General features: G+C 72.5%; 15 protein-coding genes. 8 read left to right on the forward strand and 7 right to left on the reverse strand.

Annotation, left to right across the window (positions count from 1 at the left end; translation table 11 throughout):
- Positions 1–9: 9 nt before the first annotated feature.
- The gene (locus OG199_RS02665) at positions 10–477 is read left to right on the forward strand and encodes a hypothetical protein (protein WP_351725930.1); all 468 of its coding nucleotides are present in this window, start codon (positions 10–12) and stop codon (positions 475–477) included.
- 22 nt (positions 478–499) lie between these two features.
- Here OG199_RS02665 and OG199_RS02670 read toward each other — a convergent pair whose 3' ends face one another.
- A complete protein-coding gene (locus OG199_RS02670) occupies positions 500–961 on the reverse strand; it encodes a hypothetical protein (RefSeq protein ID WP_405827671.1) in 462 nt (153 codons plus the stop codon).
- A gap of 283 nt (positions 962–1,244) precedes the next feature.
- Complete coding sequence (locus tag OG199_RS02675) at positions 1,245–2,693, reverse strand: MFS transporter (protein ID WP_405827673.1); 1,449 nt, start codon at positions 2,691–2,693, stop codon at positions 1,245–1,247.
- Between the two features lie 303 nt (positions 2,694–2,996).
- Between OG199_RS02675 and OG199_RS02680 the strand changes: the two genes are divergently transcribed.
- From OG199_RS02680 to OG199_RS02690, 3 genes are all read left to right on the forward strand, one after another.
- Positions 2,997–3,575, forward strand: coding sequence for a TetR/AcrR family transcriptional regulator (locus OG199_RS02680; RefSeq protein WP_405827675.1), 579 nt, complete (start codon positions 2,997–2,999; stop codon positions 3,573–3,575).
- Between the two features lie 193 nt (positions 3,576–3,768).
- Positions 3,769–4,149, forward strand: a complete 381-nt coding sequence (locus tag OG199_RS02685) for a DoxX family protein (protein ID WP_405827676.1) — start codon at positions 3,769–3,771, stop codon at positions 4,147–4,149.
- On the forward strand, positions 4,146–4,613 hold the full coding sequence (locus OG199_RS02690; RefSeq protein WP_405827678.1) for a peroxiredoxin: 468 nt from the start codon (positions 4,146–4,148) through the stop codon (positions 4,611–4,613). Before OG199_RS02685 ends, OG199_RS02690 begins: the two co-directional genes overlap by 4 nt.
- A 56-nt stretch (positions 4,614–4,669) precedes the next feature.
- On the opposite strand, the gene OG199_RS02695 is transcribed toward OG199_RS02690, so the two are convergent.
- Entirely contained in the window at positions 4,670–5,092 is a 423-nt protein-coding gene (locus tag OG199_RS02695; RefSeq protein ID WP_405827680.1) for a hypothetical protein, read from the reverse strand.
- 14 nt (positions 5,093–5,106) lie between these two features.
- Positions 5,107–5,448, reverse strand: coding sequence for an SH3 domain-containing protein (locus OG199_RS02700; protein WP_405827682.1), 342 nt, complete (start codon positions 5,446–5,448; stop codon positions 5,107–5,109).
- A 475-nt stretch (positions 5,449–5,923) separates the two neighbouring features.
- Between OG199_RS02700 and OG199_RS02705 the strand changes: the two genes are divergently transcribed.
- Positions 5,924–6,163 carry a hypothetical protein gene (locus OG199_RS02705; RefSeq protein WP_405827684.1) on the forward strand — a complete coding sequence of 80 codons (240 nt, stop codon included), beginning with the start codon at positions 5,924–5,926 and terminating at the stop codon, positions 6,161–6,163.
- A 59-nt stretch (positions 6,164–6,222) separates the two neighbouring features.
- On the opposite strand, the gene OG199_RS02710 is transcribed toward OG199_RS02705, so the two are convergent.
- Positions 6,223–9,051, reverse strand: a complete 2,829-nt coding sequence (locus OG199_RS02710) for an AAA family ATPase (RefSeq protein WP_405827686.1) — start codon at positions 9,049–9,051, stop codon at positions 6,223–6,225.
- 189 nt (positions 9,052–9,240) lie between these two features.
- Here OG199_RS02710 and OG199_RS02715 point away from each other — a divergent pair, with 189 nt between their 5' ends.
- From OG199_RS02715 to OG199_RS02725, 3 genes are all read left to right on the forward strand, one after another.
- The gene (locus tag OG199_RS02715; RefSeq protein ID WP_405827688.1) at positions 9,241–9,903 is read left to right on the forward strand and encodes a LuxR C-terminal-related transcriptional regulator; all 663 of its coding nucleotides are present in this window, start codon (positions 9,241–9,243) and stop codon (positions 9,901–9,903) included.
- Between the two features lie 112 nt (positions 9,904–10,015).
- Positions 10,016–10,783 carry a DUF4255 domain-containing protein gene (locus OG199_RS02720; protein ID WP_405827689.1) on the forward strand — a complete coding sequence of 256 codons (768 nt, stop codon included), beginning with the start codon at positions 10,016–10,018 and terminating at the stop codon, positions 10,781–10,783.
- A complete protein-coding gene (locus tag OG199_RS02725; RefSeq protein WP_405827691.1) occupies positions 10,780–12,918 on the forward strand; it encodes an ATP-binding protein in 2,139 nt (712 codons plus the stop codon). Before OG199_RS02720 ends, OG199_RS02725 begins: the two co-directional genes overlap by 4 nt.
- Positions 12,919–13,029: 111 nt before the next feature.
- Here OG199_RS02725 and OG199_RS02730 read toward each other — a convergent pair whose 3' ends face one another.
- Positions 13,030–14,430 carry a hydrolase gene (locus tag OG199_RS02730; RefSeq protein ID WP_401804525.1) on the reverse strand — a complete coding sequence of 467 codons (1,401 nt, stop codon included), beginning with the start codon at positions 14,428–14,430 and terminating at the stop codon, positions 13,030–13,032.
- 137 nt (positions 14,431–14,567) lie between these two features.
- Positions 14,568–15,989, reverse strand: coding sequence for an RICIN domain-containing protein (locus OG199_RS02735; RefSeq protein ID WP_405827693.1), 1,422 nt, complete (start codon positions 15,987–15,989; stop codon positions 14,568–14,570).
- Positions 15,990–16,051 lie beyond the last annotated feature (62 nt).

Consider the following 16,051-nt stretch of genomic DNA (forward strand, 5'->3'; position numbering starts at 1 on the left):
GAGTTGGTCATGCCGGATGCAGCGTGGAGACAAGCTGTCGAGTGGCTCGCGGCGGCGGCCTCGGACCCCCGGGCCTGCAAGCGGCAGTGGGATCAGGAGCCCGGAACCGCGCTGATGGAGGCCGGACGGTTCTGGGACGTCCTCAGCGTTCCCGAGCAACTCGGCCTGCTCGCCCTGGACATCCTGTGGCAGGACCCCCTGCACGCGCCGGGCCCGACGCTGGTGGACACCGCGGCCCGCCGCGTGGGCTTCTTCCTGGCACCGGACCCCGAAAGCCGCTGGGTCGGATCCGGTATCCGTTACGCCGGCAAGGGATCGTGGGTCGCCGTCCCCCCGCCCTATCGCTCCGCACGGTTCCTGGAGTGGCTCATCCCGCCGGACGGAACCGGGGAACTCCATTCCGCCGCCTCCCTGGAACTGGCCCTGCAGCAGGCCAACGGAACCCTCGCCGTTCTGGCACCCTCGCAGGAGTGCTGAGACACCGGCGGAACAGCGGGGGTCAGCCGCCCGGAAGGCCGCGCGGTACGGGGACGGCGGGTACCTGTTCGCCCTCTTCCGGCTCCTTCCCCGGGGCCCGCTCCGTCGAGGTGTTCGACGGCTGGGGCGGCGGTCCCACCGGCCGGCGGTCCGCCCGGGAGCCGGCCGGCCGCAGTTCGCTCTCCAACGGGTTGGGGGCGGAGAAGGAGGCCCACAGCACCTCGAAGACCTCGCGGCGCTCCGGGACCGTACGGCCCTTCGCCCGCCATTCCGCGACCAGTTGGGCGTAGATCGGCGGGTGCGCCTGGTGGCCGGCCGCCGGCTCGGCGTGGGGCCGGCCCGCGAAGTCCTCCTCCGGACGGCGTCGCCGGGCCGGGTGTGTGCTGTCCATGACGGAGCAACGGCTGCGCGTGCGCCGGTGGTACGCGCCCGTGCGGCCGCTCACCGGGTCGGGTGAGGGCGCCGCCCGTTCGGAGTCATGCACCGGTAGCACAGTAGGACAAGCGTCTTCCCGCACCGCCGAGGGGCCGTCCCGACGCCGAGACACCGCCCGCCCCCTGTCACCCGCCGGAACGCCGTCCGTACCGGCGGAGTGGTGCGTGCGCCGCCCGACCGGTGCGACGCGGTCGTACAGCCCCGGTCCCAGCGGTTCGACCCCGTCGTACAGCCCGGCCCGACCGGCACGACCCGGCCGTACAGCCCGGCCCCACCAGCACGACCCAGCCGTGCGACCGGCCGTACCGCACCGGTCCCGTCGTCCGTCCGCCTCAGTTCCGGACGCCGGACCCGACGGCCTCCGCCTCCGTGCTCGGCAGGTCGGCGACGGCGCGGGCGCCGGGCATACGGCCCGTCCGCCGGGCCGGCACGAGGAGGGCGGCCAGTGCTGCGCCGAGGCAGAGCAGGGCGAGCAGGCTGAACCCGTGGGTGTAGCCGGAACCGTAGGGCAGGCCCGAGGGCTGGAGACGGCCGGTCACCAGGACGCTGGTCACGGCCGCGCCGATCGATCCGCCGATCGTACGGATGTTGGCGTTCATACCGGTCGCGGCGCCGGTCTGCTCGGCCGGGACGCTACCGACGATCAGGTTGGCCATCGAGGCGAAGGCCAGTCCGATGCCGAGGCCGAAGACACCCGCGGCGAAGGCCACCTGCCACTGCTGATCGTGCCACGCGGCGAGGAAGCCGCAGGCCACGGCGCCGAGCGCGGCACCGGTCGTGAGCAGTCGCTTGGCGCCCAGCACCGGCTCCAGCCGGCCGCTCAGCACGCCCGAGCAGAACATCGCGATCAGCATCGGCAGCATGAGCAGTCCGGCCCCGGTGACGCTGGCCCCGAAGCCGTAGCCCGCGGAGCGGGGGGTCTGCACGAAGCCGGGGAGGAAGGACCAGATCGCGTACATGCCGGCGCCGAACAGCAGGGCGGCGGCGTTGGTGGTCCACACCGCGGGCAGCCGCATGACGTCGAGGTCGATCAGCGGGCTGCTGGAGCGGGCCTCGGCGTACAGCCACAGCGCGAAGAGCACCACGGCGGCGACGAACAGGCCGATCACCCGGTCCGATCCCCAGCCCCAGTGGGTCGCCTGGCTCAGCGGCAGCAGCAGGGCCACCAGCCAGCCCGAGAGCAGTACGGCGCCGAGCCAGCTGACGCGCCCCTCGGCGCGCTTCGGGGACTCGGGAACACAGCGCAGCGCGATCATGGTGGTCACCGCGACCACGCCGACCGGCAGCCAGAACAGCCACTTGTAGTCGAGGGCCGACACGATGGGGCCGGCCGCCACCAGGCCGACGCCGCCGCCCGCCGCGATCACGGCGGACAGGTTGCTGATGCTCGGGCCGACCTCGGCCGCGGCGAACTCGTCCCGGATGATGCCGAAGGACAGCGGGAACAGCGCCCCGCCTATGCCCTGGACGACCCGGGCGACGATCAGTACGCCGATGGTGGGCGCGAGTGCGGCGAGCAGACAGCCGAGTGTCACGGTCACGAGGACGGCGACGAGGGTGCGCTTCTTGCCGACGAGGTCCCCGACCCGGCCGAGGATGGGGGTGAAGACCGACGCGGACAGCAGGTACGCCGTCATCACCCAGGTCACGGTGGACTGCGAGGTGTGCATGGCGTGTTGGACGGTCGGCAGGGCCGGCGCGATCAGCGACTGGAGCATGGAGAACACCCCCGCGCCGGTCGCGAGGACCGCGAAGGTGAGGCGGGTGGACTTCCTGGGCATGGAAAAGCCTCTCGGAACAGGATGCGGCCGGGATCATCCGGCCGTGGTCGTACGACAGGGCGGGCCGACGGGCGGCCGTGAGCGTGGGGCGACCGCACGGAGCGGTCACCGGGGGCAGAGGGAGGCGGGCGGCGCGGGCGGCACAGGGCCCGCTGCCCGTCAGCAGGGGGCACGGGCACGTCGTCGTTGCGTGCGGCCGCACGCAACGACGGGAACGTAGCCCCGACTGCTAAAGTGGAGGTATACCTCCACTGTACCGGAGGCTCACCTCCGGTTCAACCTCTTCGCTGCCGGGAGGCACTCGTGACGGCCCAGCCGCTCTCCATCAGCGGGATCGTGGCGTCCCAGCGTCCGCACCGGAAGGACGCCGCACGCAACTACGACGCCCTGCTGTCCGCCGCGCGCGAGGCGTTCGCGGAGAACGGCGCGGAGGCGTCCCTGGAGGACATCGCCCGTCGTGCGGGCGTCGGGATCGGCACGCTCTACCGGAATTTCCCCACCCGCCGCCATCTCTTCGAGAGCGTCTACGCGGACGAGGTGGACGCCCTGTGCCGGGTGGCGCAGGACGTCGCCGCCCAGGAACCCTGGGCGGCGCTGACCTCGTGGCTGCGTCGGTTCGTGGACTACACCGTGACCAAGCGGGCCATCCGTGAGGCCCTCAACAACGAGTCGGAGATCTTCCTGGCCTGCAGGGACTCGATGTACCAGGCGGGCGGACCGCTGTTCGAGCGGGCCCAGAAGGCCGGCGAGGCCCGCACGGACATGGACTTCGACGACCTCCTGCGCATGGTCGCCGGGATCACCTCGACGATCTTCCTCGACGACGCCCAGCGCGACCGCGTCCTCACCGTCGCCCTCGACGGCGTCCGCGCCCCGCACTGACGCGGGCGACAGGTCCGTTCACCCGGCCCCCGCCCGGCCCGCACCCGGCTGCTCAACCTCTACGCCCCCAGCGGCGACGCAGCCTCCGCCCAGGACGGCCACCGTCTCCTTCACCGCGACGGATGCGGAACCGCCCGCCACGCTTCCTCCTACCGTCCAGTAATATCTCGCGGAGGCCCCTGGAGGAGGAACCGTGCCACGGTCGGAACGTTCAGCCCTGTTGCTCGCCGGTCTGCTGGCGACCGCGGGGGTCGGTCACTTCGTGACGCCCAAGCAGTTCGACGCGACGATTCCGCGCGCGCTGCCGGGATCGCCCCGCACCTGGACGTATGTGAGCGGGGCCGCCGAACTGGCCCTGGCCGCCGGGGTGGCGCTGCCCCGTACGCGACGTACCGCCGCGCTCGCCACGGCCGCGTTCTTCGTCGGGGTGTTCCCCGCCAATGTGCAGATGGCCGTGGACTGGCGTCACCGTCCCGCGCCGCTCAAGGCCGCGGCCCTCGCCCGGCTTCCGTTGCAGGTACCGCTGGTGCTGTGGGCACGCGGCGTCGCCAAGAGTGGGAAGGGCCGGTCATGACCCGTGCGGTCGAAGTGGGCGACAAGGTGGAGGACTTCGTCCTCCCGGACGAGACGGGCACGGACCGGCGCCTGTCCGAACTCCTCGGCGAGGGACCGGTGGTGGTGTTCTTCTATCCCGCCGCCCTCACCGCGGGCTGCACCGCCGAGGCGTGCCATTTCCGTGATCTGGCCGCCGAGTTCGCCGCCGCCGGCGCGCGGCCGGTGGGCATCAGCGGTGACACCGTCGACCGGCAGCAGGAGTTCGCCGGGCGCAACAGTCTGGGCTTCCCGCTGCTGTCCGATGTCGACGGGACGGTCCGCGAACAGTTCGGCGTCAAGCGCGGCTTCTCGCTGGCCCCCACCAAGCGCGTCACCTTCGTCATCGGCCGGGACCGCACCGTCCTGGAGGTCGTCCGCAGCGAACTGCGCATGAGCGCCCACGCCGACCGGGCCCTGGCCGCGCTGCGCGCCGACAAGGGCTGAGCCGCGCGCGGGCGCCCCGCTTCAGGGGCCGTTCGCGCCGGCCCGTTCGGATGGGGTCAGCACCGGGCCGAGGCGGGCAGGCCGGCGTGGTCGTCTCCCTGGAGGAACACCACGTTGACGAAGCCGGGGCCGACGTCCTGGTCGCCCAGGACGTGGATCCAGACGCCGCTCGACTGCCCGTTGCCGGCCACGACGTCGCTCATGAGCCAGCAGTCGGCGCGGTACGACTGGCCGACGCGCAGCGAGCCCCGGCGCGGATACGAGAGACTGGGACCGGCGTAGACGTACGTGGTCGTGCGCGCTGTGACCGTGTACGTGTCGGAGGCAGCGGTCCTGATGGCCCCGGCCCGCGCCGCCGGGGCGGCCGAGGCGGCCGGGGCGGTCAGCAGTCCGAGGACGAGAGCGGTACCGGCGAGAGCGGTACCGGCGAGAGCGGCACCGGCGACGGCGGCACGGGTCGTGAGTCGACCGGTCGGCATGCGGGACTCCCGGCTCAGCACTCGGCGGAGGCGGGCAGGTTGGCGTACTGGTCGCCCTTGAAGTAGACCGCGCTGCTGTAGCCGTCGGCGAACCCGATCCAGATGTCGTTCGTGTACCCGTGGTCCGTGACGGTCTGGCCGTGCGTCCAGCAGTACGCCTGGTAGGACTGGCCCGCGGTCAGGGTGGCCAGATAGGCGCTGTCCTTGGTCGGCAGCTGGCGGACGTTGACGTTCTCGTACGGCACGACGGTGTACGACTGCTCGGCGGGCGCGCCCTGCGCGGCGGCTATGCCCGCCGGAGCGAGGAAGGCGAGTGTCGCGGCGCAGGTGGCGACGGCGGCCGGGATACGGCGCATGAGAGGTTCCCCCTGTGGGTGGTGGTTCGTTGTCGAACACCGCCACAGTGGGCGCCGCGGCCATCGGGCGGCAACGACTTTCCACCCTGGTCGAAGTGACCCCGCGGACGCCGTACACGGAGCCCGGGTGTACTGCCGTCGACCCCTCGGTGGTCGGCGGACGTCCATCCGTCCGGGTCCGTGATCTTGCTCCCTGGGTGGCCGCCGCAGTGGTTGCGCTCCCGAGCGGATGGATCCGATGGGGCTGGGTTGCCACCCCGCGACGGGGACGGCTCACCGTGCGTAGACGGCGGTAGACGGCGGCAGACGGCGGCAGACGGCGGCAGACGGCGGCAGACGGCGGCAGACGGCGGGCGGCAACGGCGGTGCGGGCGACCGCGGTACGGGCGATCGCGGCCGGGCGCCGATCGGTGCGAGGACCCGTCCGCACGGACAAGGACGCTCCACGGACGCGGCTGCCCACGGGTCCGGCTCGATGCCGTTGCACAAGCCGAAGGCCGAGTCGACGCTCGTCCAATTCGCCCTGGACGTGCGGGTGGTGGCCCGGGGGAGCGGCCGGGGGCGGTCCGGCGCCGCGTCCGTCGTCGTTCGGGACCTCACTCTCCCCGTCCCGGTGGTGGTGCGGATGCCGGCGCCCCTGGTGCGCCACATCCATCGGGACCCGTCCCGGCACGGCGGGCTCCACGACCCGGACGGGCGGCTCGCATCCTCCTGACCCGCGTCGTCCGCGCTGCCGGCGGGGCGCGGCCCGTACAGCCCTGGGCGCGAGCCCGTTCAGGCGCCCGGTGCCTCCGCCGGTTCACCCGCGTCCGGCGTCCGCCCTCCGATCACGGCGGTGAGTTCCGCCCTGCGGCGGATGCCGAGCTTGCGGTACGCACTGGTCAGATGGGTCTCGACGGTACGCCGGGCCAGGTGCAGGAGCTCCGCGATCTCGACGTTCGTGCGACCGCCGGCCGCGAGCGCGGCGATCCGGCGTTCGCTGCCGGTCAGCGCCTCCCATCCGGTGAGCGCCGTCGTCGTGCCGCGGGAGCGGCCTTCCGGCAGGGCCTCCTCGGCCCGCACCCGCAGGCGCACCGCGCCCAGCCGTTCGGCGCGTTCGGCCGCCTCGCGCAGGGCGTCACGGGCCCGTGCGCGGTCCCCCGCCGCGACGAACTGGCGCCCCTGCGCGATCAGGGCGGGAATCAGCTCGGTCTCCGCGGGCGCGTCCCGCAGCATACGGACGGCGCGATCGGCGAGTTCGAGACCACGGCGTCCCCCGGTGGCCGTGCCGAGTCCGGACAGGGCCCGGCCCACCAGCCGGGGAGTGTCCCAGACCTGGGCGAGCCGCAACTCCTCCCGGGCCAGGGCGAGGGCGTCCTGCGGAGCGCCGAGAGCGGTACGGCACGTGGCGGCGGCGGTGCGCCAGGGCGTGACGACAGGGCTCACCACGTCCCGCGCCGTCTGCCGTCGCCCGCACTCCAGGAAGTCGTCGAGGGCGCCCGCCGGATCACCCGTCGCCGACCGCAACACGCCTCGCGCGTACAGGAACCGGTTGAGTTCCCAGGAGTCGTTGGCGTCCCGGAGATCGAAGCTGTCGGCGAACCGGGACGCCTCCTGGGTGCGGCCCGTCTCGACGAGCGCGATCAGGGCGTGCGCGTGCGCGTTGACCGGATCCCGACGGGCCCGCTCGCCGGGCCGCCGGACCTCCTGGTCGACGAGCAGGTCCGGGTAGCGCCCACGGACGGCGGCGATGTCCGCCCGTACGTTGAGCAGTGCCTCGTGCATCGGATGCAGCAGCGAGGGCCGCTGCCGGGCGAGCCCCCGGCGCACCAGCCCCTCGGCCTCCTCCAGTTCGTCGGCCCACTGTGCGACGGCGGCCGCCGTACCGAGCAGGAAGGGCTCGGCGAGCGCGTCGACCGGTTCGTCGAGCAGGGCGCGGATCCGTTCCATGGCCGTGGCGGCGGAGATCAGACCGGCCGTCGCGTCGTAGCGCACCAGCAGCGCCCGGCCGGCTGTGCCGACCAGATCCGGAGACCGTTCGGCGGCTCCGTACAGCCAGCGGTAGGCCTCCTCGCGGATTCCCTGGTCGTGGTCGGACAGGAGCGCGGAGGCGGTCTGCAGCAGCCTCACCAGGTCAGGGTGGTCCGCCAGTTGCTCGTCCAGGGCGCGCAGCACGTCCATCGCCGCACGCGCCTTGCCGCGCCGTGCCAGTACCGTGCCGAGCGCCACCGCCGCCCGTACCCGGTCCTGCGGCATGCCCGGCATCCGGGTCGCCTCGGTCAGCCGCGGTATCCCGGCCGACGAGCGGGAGACGGCGAACTCGAGGGAGCCCAGCTCGGTGAGCGCCATGGTGCGGCGGGCCGGCGTGAGCGGCTCGTCGAGCACCCGGCGCAGGAACGCCACGGCGTCGTCGGGTCTGGCGTCGCGCACCGCCAGATCGGCGGCGTCCAGCAGCGCGGTCGCGGCCCAGGGTGCCCCGACGGTCGGTGCCCGCAGGAGCTGTCCTGCGACCGTTTCGGCGCGATCGCCGCGGCGCAGCATCACCTCGGCGGCCGTACGGTGGGCGGTCTGCCGCCGGGCGGTGGGCCAGCCGCTCAGCACCGCGTCCTGTAAGAGGGGGTGGGCGAAGCCCGGTCGTCCCCCGGGTCCCTGGCGCAGTAAGCCGAGGCGGGTCATGGCGGTCAGCCAGCCGGGCACCCGGGCGGGGTCGGCGTCCGCCATCCGGGCGAGCAGTTCGGCCGCCTCCCGTGGGTGTTCGTCCTCCAGCGCGTCGTCGTCGAGCATCGCGAGGGCGCGGGCCACACCCGCCGTCGCCGGTCCGGCACTGTCCAGCCACCAGGTCACGGCGGCCGGATACGCGCCCGGGTACAGCGCCGCGCAGGTCTCGGGCAGGGTCGTGCTCCGGTCGCCGTCCGGCTCCCGCGCGCGGAGGTCGTCGAGCAGGGCGCGCAGCAGCAGGGGGCTGCCCGCGCCGGCCCGTACGCAGTCGTCCACCCAGCCGGGCGGGGCGGCGGTGAACTCCGAACGCACCAGCTGCGCGGCGGCGTCGGCGCTCAGCGGGGCGACGGTGTGGGTACGGACGAGGGTGGGCGAGAGCGCGTGCGCCAGGCCTGCCGGGGGCGGGTCGAGGTCGTACTGGCTCCGCTCGGTGGCCACCAGCAGGACGGGGAGCCGGTCGATCCGGCGGGCGGCCTCGGCGAACCAGCGGCGCGAGGACTCGTCGGCGCGGTGGACGTCGTCCACGGCGACCAGCAGGGGCGAGTGCACGGCGTACGCGCGCAGTTGGTCCCACAGGTGTTCCGCGCGGGTCCATGGGTGCGGGGCGTCGGCGGGGTCCGGACAGGGTTTGACCCCGCTCTCGAACTCGGCTCCGGACGCGAGCAGTTGCCGGACCGGGGCGAAGGCGGCGGTGTCCCCGTCGGACGAGCAGCGGGCGCGCAGCACCCGGGTGCCGCGTGCCGCCGCCTGTCCGGCGACGGCCTCCAGGAGGGCGGTACGCCCCGTTCCGGTGGCGCCTCTGAGCAGGACCAGGCGACCGGACCCGGCGCGGGCACGGTCCGCCTCGGCGGCCACCAGTTCCAGGGCCTCCCGGCGTTCCCGCAGCGTTTCGAGTTCGCCACCCATCGCTGCCTCCTGTCGTGACATTTTCATGATCGATCTCGTGGTACGTCTCGTGGTCCTCCACGATTGCGCGAGGCACACCAGGCGCAGAAGTCTGGGACAAGCCCTTCGGCCACTGGCGGCACAGGGGCGACCAGTACGTTGATTTGGGAGAAGCGGTTGCGCAGTTCATTACGGACCACCGACGCGGGCGTGTCACACCGGCAGGCCGAGCCCCGCGCGGTGGACTCCGGAAACCGCATCCCGGTGGTGGTCCAGGCACCCGATCCGATCTCCCAGGCGGGGGTCCGCAGCCAGTTGGGTCGGCACCCGGCGATCGATCTCCTCGACGGCACGGAGGCCGGCCCCGGCGCGGTGGCCGTTCTGGTCAACGAGAGCCCGGACGAGACGACGCTCTCGCAGCTGCGCCGACTGGTGCGCAGCGAGGGGGCTCGCGCCGTGCTGGTGGTGGGCGCGATCCGCGAGGCCGAACTCCTGGATGTCATCGAGTGCGGTGTCGCAGCCATCGTCTGGCGCCACGAGGCCAGCGCGCACCGTCTGGTGCAGGCCGTGCTCGCGGCTTCGCGAGGTGACGGTGACCTGCCCGCGGATCTGTTGGGACGCCTCATCACTCAGGTGGGCTCGCTCCAGCGGACCGCGGCCGGCCGGCCCGGTGCACCGCTGGCCGGCCTGGTACCGCGTGAGATCGACGTCCTGAGGCTCGTCGCCGAAGGAATGGACACCGGAGAGATAGCGAGCAAACTCTCCTACTCCGAACGGACCGTCAAGAACGTCATGCACGGGCTGACCACCCGGCTCCATCTGCGCAATCGCGCGCACGCCGTCGCCTATGCCCTTCGGGAAGGCTACATCTGAGCCCGACGGTCCCTCACACGGGGCCTGCCGAACGGGAACACGCTGGTGCACGGCGGGCACACGGCACAACACGGCACAACACGGCACAGCACGGCGCGGCGGGAGCACGACGGTGATTCACGAGGTCGACGAGGTCCTCAGGCGACTGCTCAACAGCGGTGCCCTGGCCGGTTCCGGCATCGACGTCTCCTTCGACGCGCCGACCCGCGAGTGGGCGGCCCGGCGCAACGCGCCCGCCATCAACACGTATCTGTACGACATCCGTGAGGACGTCAGACGCCGTGAACGCGGTGCCATGGCCGTGCGTGACGAGCGCGGTGTCGTGCTGCGCCGCCGCCAGCCGCCCCGATGGTTCCGGCTGTCCTATCTGGTGACGGCCTGGACCAAGCAGCCGCAGGACGAACACCGGTTGCTGTCCGCCGTGCTGGCGACGCTGCTCCCCCATGAAGTCCTGCCCCCCGAGCAACTCCCGGGCGCGCTCGGCGCGCTGGGCCTGTCCGTACCGCTGACGGTGGCGGGCCTGCACACCGAGTCACGGTCCCTGGCCGAGATCTGGTCCGCGCTCGGGGGCGAACTGAAGCCCTCGCTCGACCTGGTGGTCACCGCGCCGTTCCCGGCGTTCCCGGAGTACGACGCCGGGCCGCCGGTCACGGAGGGCGCCGCGGTACGCGTCCGCGGCATGGACGGCACGCTGGAGGGCTCGCCCGAACGGCACCACCGGGCACGGCACTTGACGAGCGCACCGGCACCGGACGGCACCGCGCGGGGCACCACTGCGACGGCCGGCACTCCGACGTCCGGCACTCGGGCGTCCGGCACCGTGCCGGACTCGGATCCCCCGGCCGCGGGCCGTCGCGACGGAGAGAAGCGGACCAAGTGACCCCGCGTGTCCCGGAGGCCGTCGCTACCTCCCCCGCTCCGACCGAGGGGCCCGGGGATCCGGCCGACGCGCTCCTCCCGCGCCTGTCCCTGCTGCGCGAGCGCGTCGCCCTGCTGGTCGAGCAGCGCAGCGCCACCGACCCCACCGCGGCCGACCCGCTGCGCGGCCTCTATTTGTCCGAGGAGGCGGTACGGCATCTCCTGGAGGCGGCCGGGCAGGGACCCGTGGCCCAGGAATGGGGACCCGAGCGGGGTGATCGGCTGGACCTGCTCGCCGCGCGCCTCGGGCTGACGGAACTGGACGTCCGTATCCTGCTCATCGCTCTCGCACCGGACCTCGAGCGCACCTTCGAGCCGCTGTACGGCTACCTCAACGACGACGTCGGCCGCCGTCGGGCCACCACAGGACTCGCCCTCGACCTGTGCGGACTTCCCGCGCACCAGCCCGCGGCACGGGCCCGGTTCCATCCCTCGGCTCCGCTGTCCGCGCTGGGACTCGTCGTGGTCGAGGAACCCGAACGCCCCTTCCTCAGCCGGTCGTTGCGTGTCCCCGACCGACTGATCGCACATCTGCTCGGCGACGAGACCCTCGACGCCGCGCTGAGCGGCCACGTCCGCAGGCTGCGGGCTCCGGTGCGGGGCGAGCGGTACGACGAGGGCTTCCTCCTCCGGCTCGCCGACCGGCTGAACCGTGTCCGGCTCCCCGTGTACCTGCGCGAGCACCGGGCCGGAGACGGTCTCGCCTGCGCGGCGGCCGCCCTGCGCCGGTCCGGACGCGAGTCGCTCCACTTCACCCCCGGCGGGACCGCCGCACAGGAGCCGATCGCCGAACTCCTGCGCGAGGCGCGGCTGCGGGACTGCGCGATCGTCGTGTCCCCGCTGCCGGAGGACCCCGCGCCGCTGATGCGGGCACTGGCGGTGGAGGACGTGTCCGTCCTGTTCACCGATCCCCGCCCCTACGATCCGCACTGGTGCGATCACCGTGATCCGCTCGTCCTCGACGCGCCCCGGTTGCGGGCCGGCGCCGTGGAGGCGTGGGCGACGGCCCTCGGCGTGGAGTCCGGATCCGAGGCCGGGCCCTGGGAAGCACCGGCCGACGACGCGGCGCCCGCACCGGAGCGGACCACGGACACCGCGACTCTTCCGGATCGACCGACCGGGTTCGACCCCGCACCCGGGTTCGACCTCGCGCCGGTCGTCGCGCCGTACCGGCTCGGCGGCGACCGCATCGTGCGCGCCGCCCACGCCGCGCGGAACCTCGCCGCGTTCGACGGAGGCGCGCTCACCGCGGCCCATCTGCGCCTGGCCGCCCGCCAGCAGTCCGCCTCCGGCCTTGAGCGGCACGCTCGCCGGATCCGTCCCGACGTGGGCTGGGACGACCTCGTCCTGCCCGACAAACCGCTCCTGCAACTGCACGAGTTGGCCCTGCGTGCCCGCCACCGCGACCGCGTGCTCGGGGAGTGGCGGCTCAGCGCGGGCGGCGGGCGCGGCCGAGGCGTGCTCGGTCTGTTCGCCGGCGACTCCGGCACCGGCAAGACCCTGTCCGCCGAGGTCGTCGCCGCCGAACTCGGCCTCGACCTCTACGTCGTGCAGCTCTCCTCCATCGTCGACAAGTACGTCGGCGAGACGGAGAAGAACCTGGAACGCATCTTCACCGAGGCCGACCGCACCGATGCCGTCCTCCTTTTCGACGAGGCCGACTCCGTGTTCGGCAAACGGTCCGAGGTCAAGGACGCGCACGACCGTTACGCCAACATGGAGAGTTCCTATCTGCTCCAGCGCCTCGAGTCCTTCGACGGCATCGCGCTGCTCACGACCAACCTGCGCGCCAACATCGACGAGGCGTTCACCCGGCGCCTCGACCTCGTGGTGGACTTCCCGTTCCCCGACGCGGACCAGCGACTGGCTCTGTGGCGGCACGCCCTGACCCATGTGCCGCGCGCCGACGACATCGACCCGCGCGGTGTCGCCCGCGAGTTCGAGCTCGCCGGTGGTTCGATCCGCAGTGCCGTCGTCACGGCCGCCTACACGGCCGCGGGCCGTGGTGCGGAGGTCACCACGGCCGACCTGCTGGAGGGCGCACGGCGCGAGTACCGCAAGGCGGGCCGGCTGGTGCCGGGCGAGGGCACCTGGTAGCTCCGTACCGCGGACCCCGGCGCCGGTCGTCCGGCCCGTCGCGAAACGCCCGGCTGCCCGGCCGGTTCCTCGTGAACCGGCCGGGCGCCGACATGTCACACACTGGACGTGTCACACGGTGAACTTGACGGCTTCGAGCCAGAGCGACTGGTCGAAGGTCCCGCCGAGGATGTACTTCGGGGGCGTGCTGCACTGCAGACCGAGCCACGACTGGTCATGGACGTGCGCGTTCTGGCAGATGCCGCCCTCGGTCACGTTCACACCGAAGGCCAGCATGTACGGGTCGTCCGCCTTGGTGCTTCCGAGGTACAGGTCGACACCGTCGGCCACGCCCGTCCAGGGGTTCAGCCACTCCTTCTCGTGGACGAACTCGTTGCCGTTCATGCCCTTGGTGCCGGACACGGCGAGGTTGAGGGACTTGATCGGGCGGTTCTGCCCCACCGTGCCCGCCATGGCGCCGTCGCAGACCGGTTTCTGCCAGCCCTCGCCCGTCTCGTAGGCCCGGTAGCAGATGTGCCGCACGCCCGGGTCGTCCGCGGCCAGCCGCGTGACCGCGGTCGCCGCGGTCACCTCGGTGGGCTTGGTCTCCTTCTTCTTCCCGGAGCCGCCGCCCCCGTCGCCTCCACCGGCCGACTTCTCGGTCGGAGAAGGGGCCGCCTCCTGGGTGGGGGCCTGCGGGGGAATCGAGGGCGGCGGAAGCGGGAGGGACGCCGAGGGGCTGGGCGGCAGCGTGCTGACGCCGGCTTCCTGGAGTTTCTCGGTGGCGGCGCTGCGGACCTGGGGCTTGTACGCCAGCCACAGCATCACGAAGGTGAGGGCGAGGGCCATGAAGACGCCCAGGAAGGTGGCGAGCCAGCGGGGCAGGAAGCCGCGCTGCACATAAGTCCCCTCGACCGGCTGAGCCTTGATCCCGGACCGCTGCACGGCGAGGGAGTACGGCCGCTGCTCCTTCGACCCGAACCAGATGATCTGCCGCGGCCGCAGCGTCGCCCTGACGAAAGCGGCCCGACCCGGCTCGATCTGGACGTTGCTCGGATGGATGTCGTACGACAGATGATCCCCGTTGTCACTCCCGCTCACCGACGCCGTCAGCTTCGTATTGCCCAGGTTGTCGATCGCCAGCCTGGGCCGCCCACGGAAGCGCCCCTTGACGGTCGGCGGCACCAACTCCGCCCGCACCTCGGAGAACGGAGTGATCGTCAGATTCCCCTCGGGAACCGTCGTCGCCTCCGGGTGCTCGGTCGGCGTGATCCGCACCGCGTACCGGTTCGGGCCCGCCACCGCGTCCGGGGTCCGGGGCGGCGCGAACGTCAGCTCCACCGTCCCCGTCGTCCCCGGATAGAGCCGCAGCGTCTGCGGCTCCACCGTCGTCCAGGGCGCCACATCACCCACCGGCTCGAACCGGTACTCGTCCACCACGTCACCGGTGTTGCGCAGGCGCAGCCGCACCTTGGTACTGCCACCGGGATCCACAGTGCTGGAGGCAGGCTCCAGCGAAGTCCAAAGGCTCACCTGTCGACGCTATGGCCGCGGACGGTCTCCCGTCAGCAGGCGCCGGGGCACGGTAGGTGCCCGAAGGGCTGCGGCCGGCTGCCCTCTACCGACGGCCCGAACGGCCCTCCGTGGCAACGAGGTCGACGTACGCGAGGTCAGGAGGGGTGGACGATGTCCCATTCCTGGTCGTCGGTGTTGCTGCAGTAGAAGATCGTCAGCGGCGTGTCGTCGCCGCCGGTGCTGTACCCGGAGACGTCCAGACACAGGTGGTTGCTGGCGTAGTTACGGATCCAGTAGTGGCCGCTCTTCTGCTTGTCGAGCCACCACAGCTGGTTGTCGGCGGTCGTGCCGTCGCACTGGAACTCGAACACTCCTGTCCGCGGCGGCTTGGCACCGAAGTCGGGCAGGTCCATGCACAGTTGGTCCTTGACGTTGCGGATCTGGAACAGGTCCGACTTCTCGGGACCGCCGCCCTTCTCCCGCACTTCGAGGTTCCAGCGCTGGTTGTCGTGGTCGGTGCCGTCGCACACGAACTCCCGCACCGGCCCGGTCGACTGCCCCTTGTCGTAACCGGGGATGTCGGCGCACTTCTTCGTCGTGACGTTCCGCAGGACGACGCCGGACGCGGGCAGCGGCCCCGTCGCCTTCTTCTGCGTCGCCCTGGGACTGGCGGCCGCACCGCCGTCTCCCCCACCGCCGCCGTTTTCCGGCGTCTGCTGGGCCCGGGGCTGAGTCGGCTCCTGAGCCGGAGCCGAACTGGGTGCGGCCTGGAGGCTCGGGGTGGGCGCGGGAAGGGTACTGATCCCGGCTTCCTGGAGTTTCTCGGTGGCGGCGCTGCGGACCTGGGGCTTGTACGCCAGCCACAGCATCACGAAGGTGAGGGCGAGGGCCATGAAGACGCCCAGGAAGGTGGCGAGCCAGCGGGGCAGGAAGCCGCGCTGCACATAAGTCCCCTCGACCGGCTGAGCCTTGATCCCGGACCGCTGCACGGCGAGGGAGTACGGCCGCTGCTCCTTCGACCCGAACCAGATGATCTGCCGCGGCCGCAGCGTCGCCCTGACGAAAGCGGCCCGACCCGGCTCGATCTGGACGTTGCTCGGATGGATGTCGTACGACAGATGATCCCCGTTGTCACTCCCGCTCACCGACGCCGTCAGCTTCGTATTGCCCAGGTTGTCGATCGCCAGCCTGGGCCGCCCACGGAAGCGCCCCTTGACGGTCGGCGGCACCAACTCCGCCCGCACCTCGGAGAACGGAGTGATCGTCAGATTCCCCTCGGGAACCGTCGTCGCCTCCGGGTGCTCGGTCGGCGTGATCCGCACCGCGTACCGGTTCGGGCCCGCCACCGCGTCCGGGGTCCGGGGCGGCGCGAACGTCAGCTCCACCGTCCCCGTCGTCCCCGGATAGAGCCGCAGCGTCTGCGGCTCCACCGTCGTCCAGGGCGCCACATCACCCACCGGCTCGAACCGGTACTCGTCGACGATGTCGCCGGTGTTGCGCAGGCGCAGCCGTACACGCGTGCTGGCGCCCGGGTCCACGGTCGCGGACGCGGGTTCCAGAGAGGTCCACATACTCACCGTCGGAACGCTAGCCGCGGTGATGGCGGCGGTCAGGAGTCACAGGGGTACCGTCGCCGGAC

Source organism: Streptomyces sp. NBC_01176 (genome assembly GCF_045039825.1).
Taxonomy (GTDB): Bacteria; Actinomycetota; Actinomycetes; order Streptomycetales; family Streptomycetaceae; genus Streptomyces.

Coding starts and splice junctions, on each gene's coding strand:
- OG199_RS02705 (WP_405827684.1), top strand. CDS start 5,924: ATGCCGTTGCACAAGCCGAAGGCCGAGTCGACGCTCGTCCAATTCGCC.
- OG199_RS02700 (WP_405827682.1), bottom strand. CDS start 5,448: ATGCGCCGTATCCCGGCCGCCGTCGCCACCTGCGCCGCGACACTCGCC.
- OG199_RS02665 (WP_351725930.1), top strand. CDS start 10: ATGCCGGATGCAGCGTGGAGACAAGCTGTCGAGTGGCTCGCGGCGGCG.
- OG199_RS02695 (WP_405827680.1), bottom strand. CDS start 5,092: ATGCCGACCGGTCGACTCACGACCCGTGCCGCCGTCGCCGGTGCCGCT.
- OG199_RS02710 (WP_405827686.1), bottom strand. CDS start 9,051: ATGGGTGGCGAACTCGAAACGCTGCGGGAACGCCGGGAGGCCCTGGAA.
- OG199_RS02690 (WP_405827678.1), top strand. CDS start 4,146: ATGACCCGTGCGGTCGAAGTGGGCGACAAGGTGGAGGACTTCGTCCTC.
- OG199_RS02675 (WP_405827673.1), bottom strand. CDS start 2,693: ATGCCCAGGAAGTCCACCCGCCTCACCTTCGCGGTCCTCGCGACCGGC.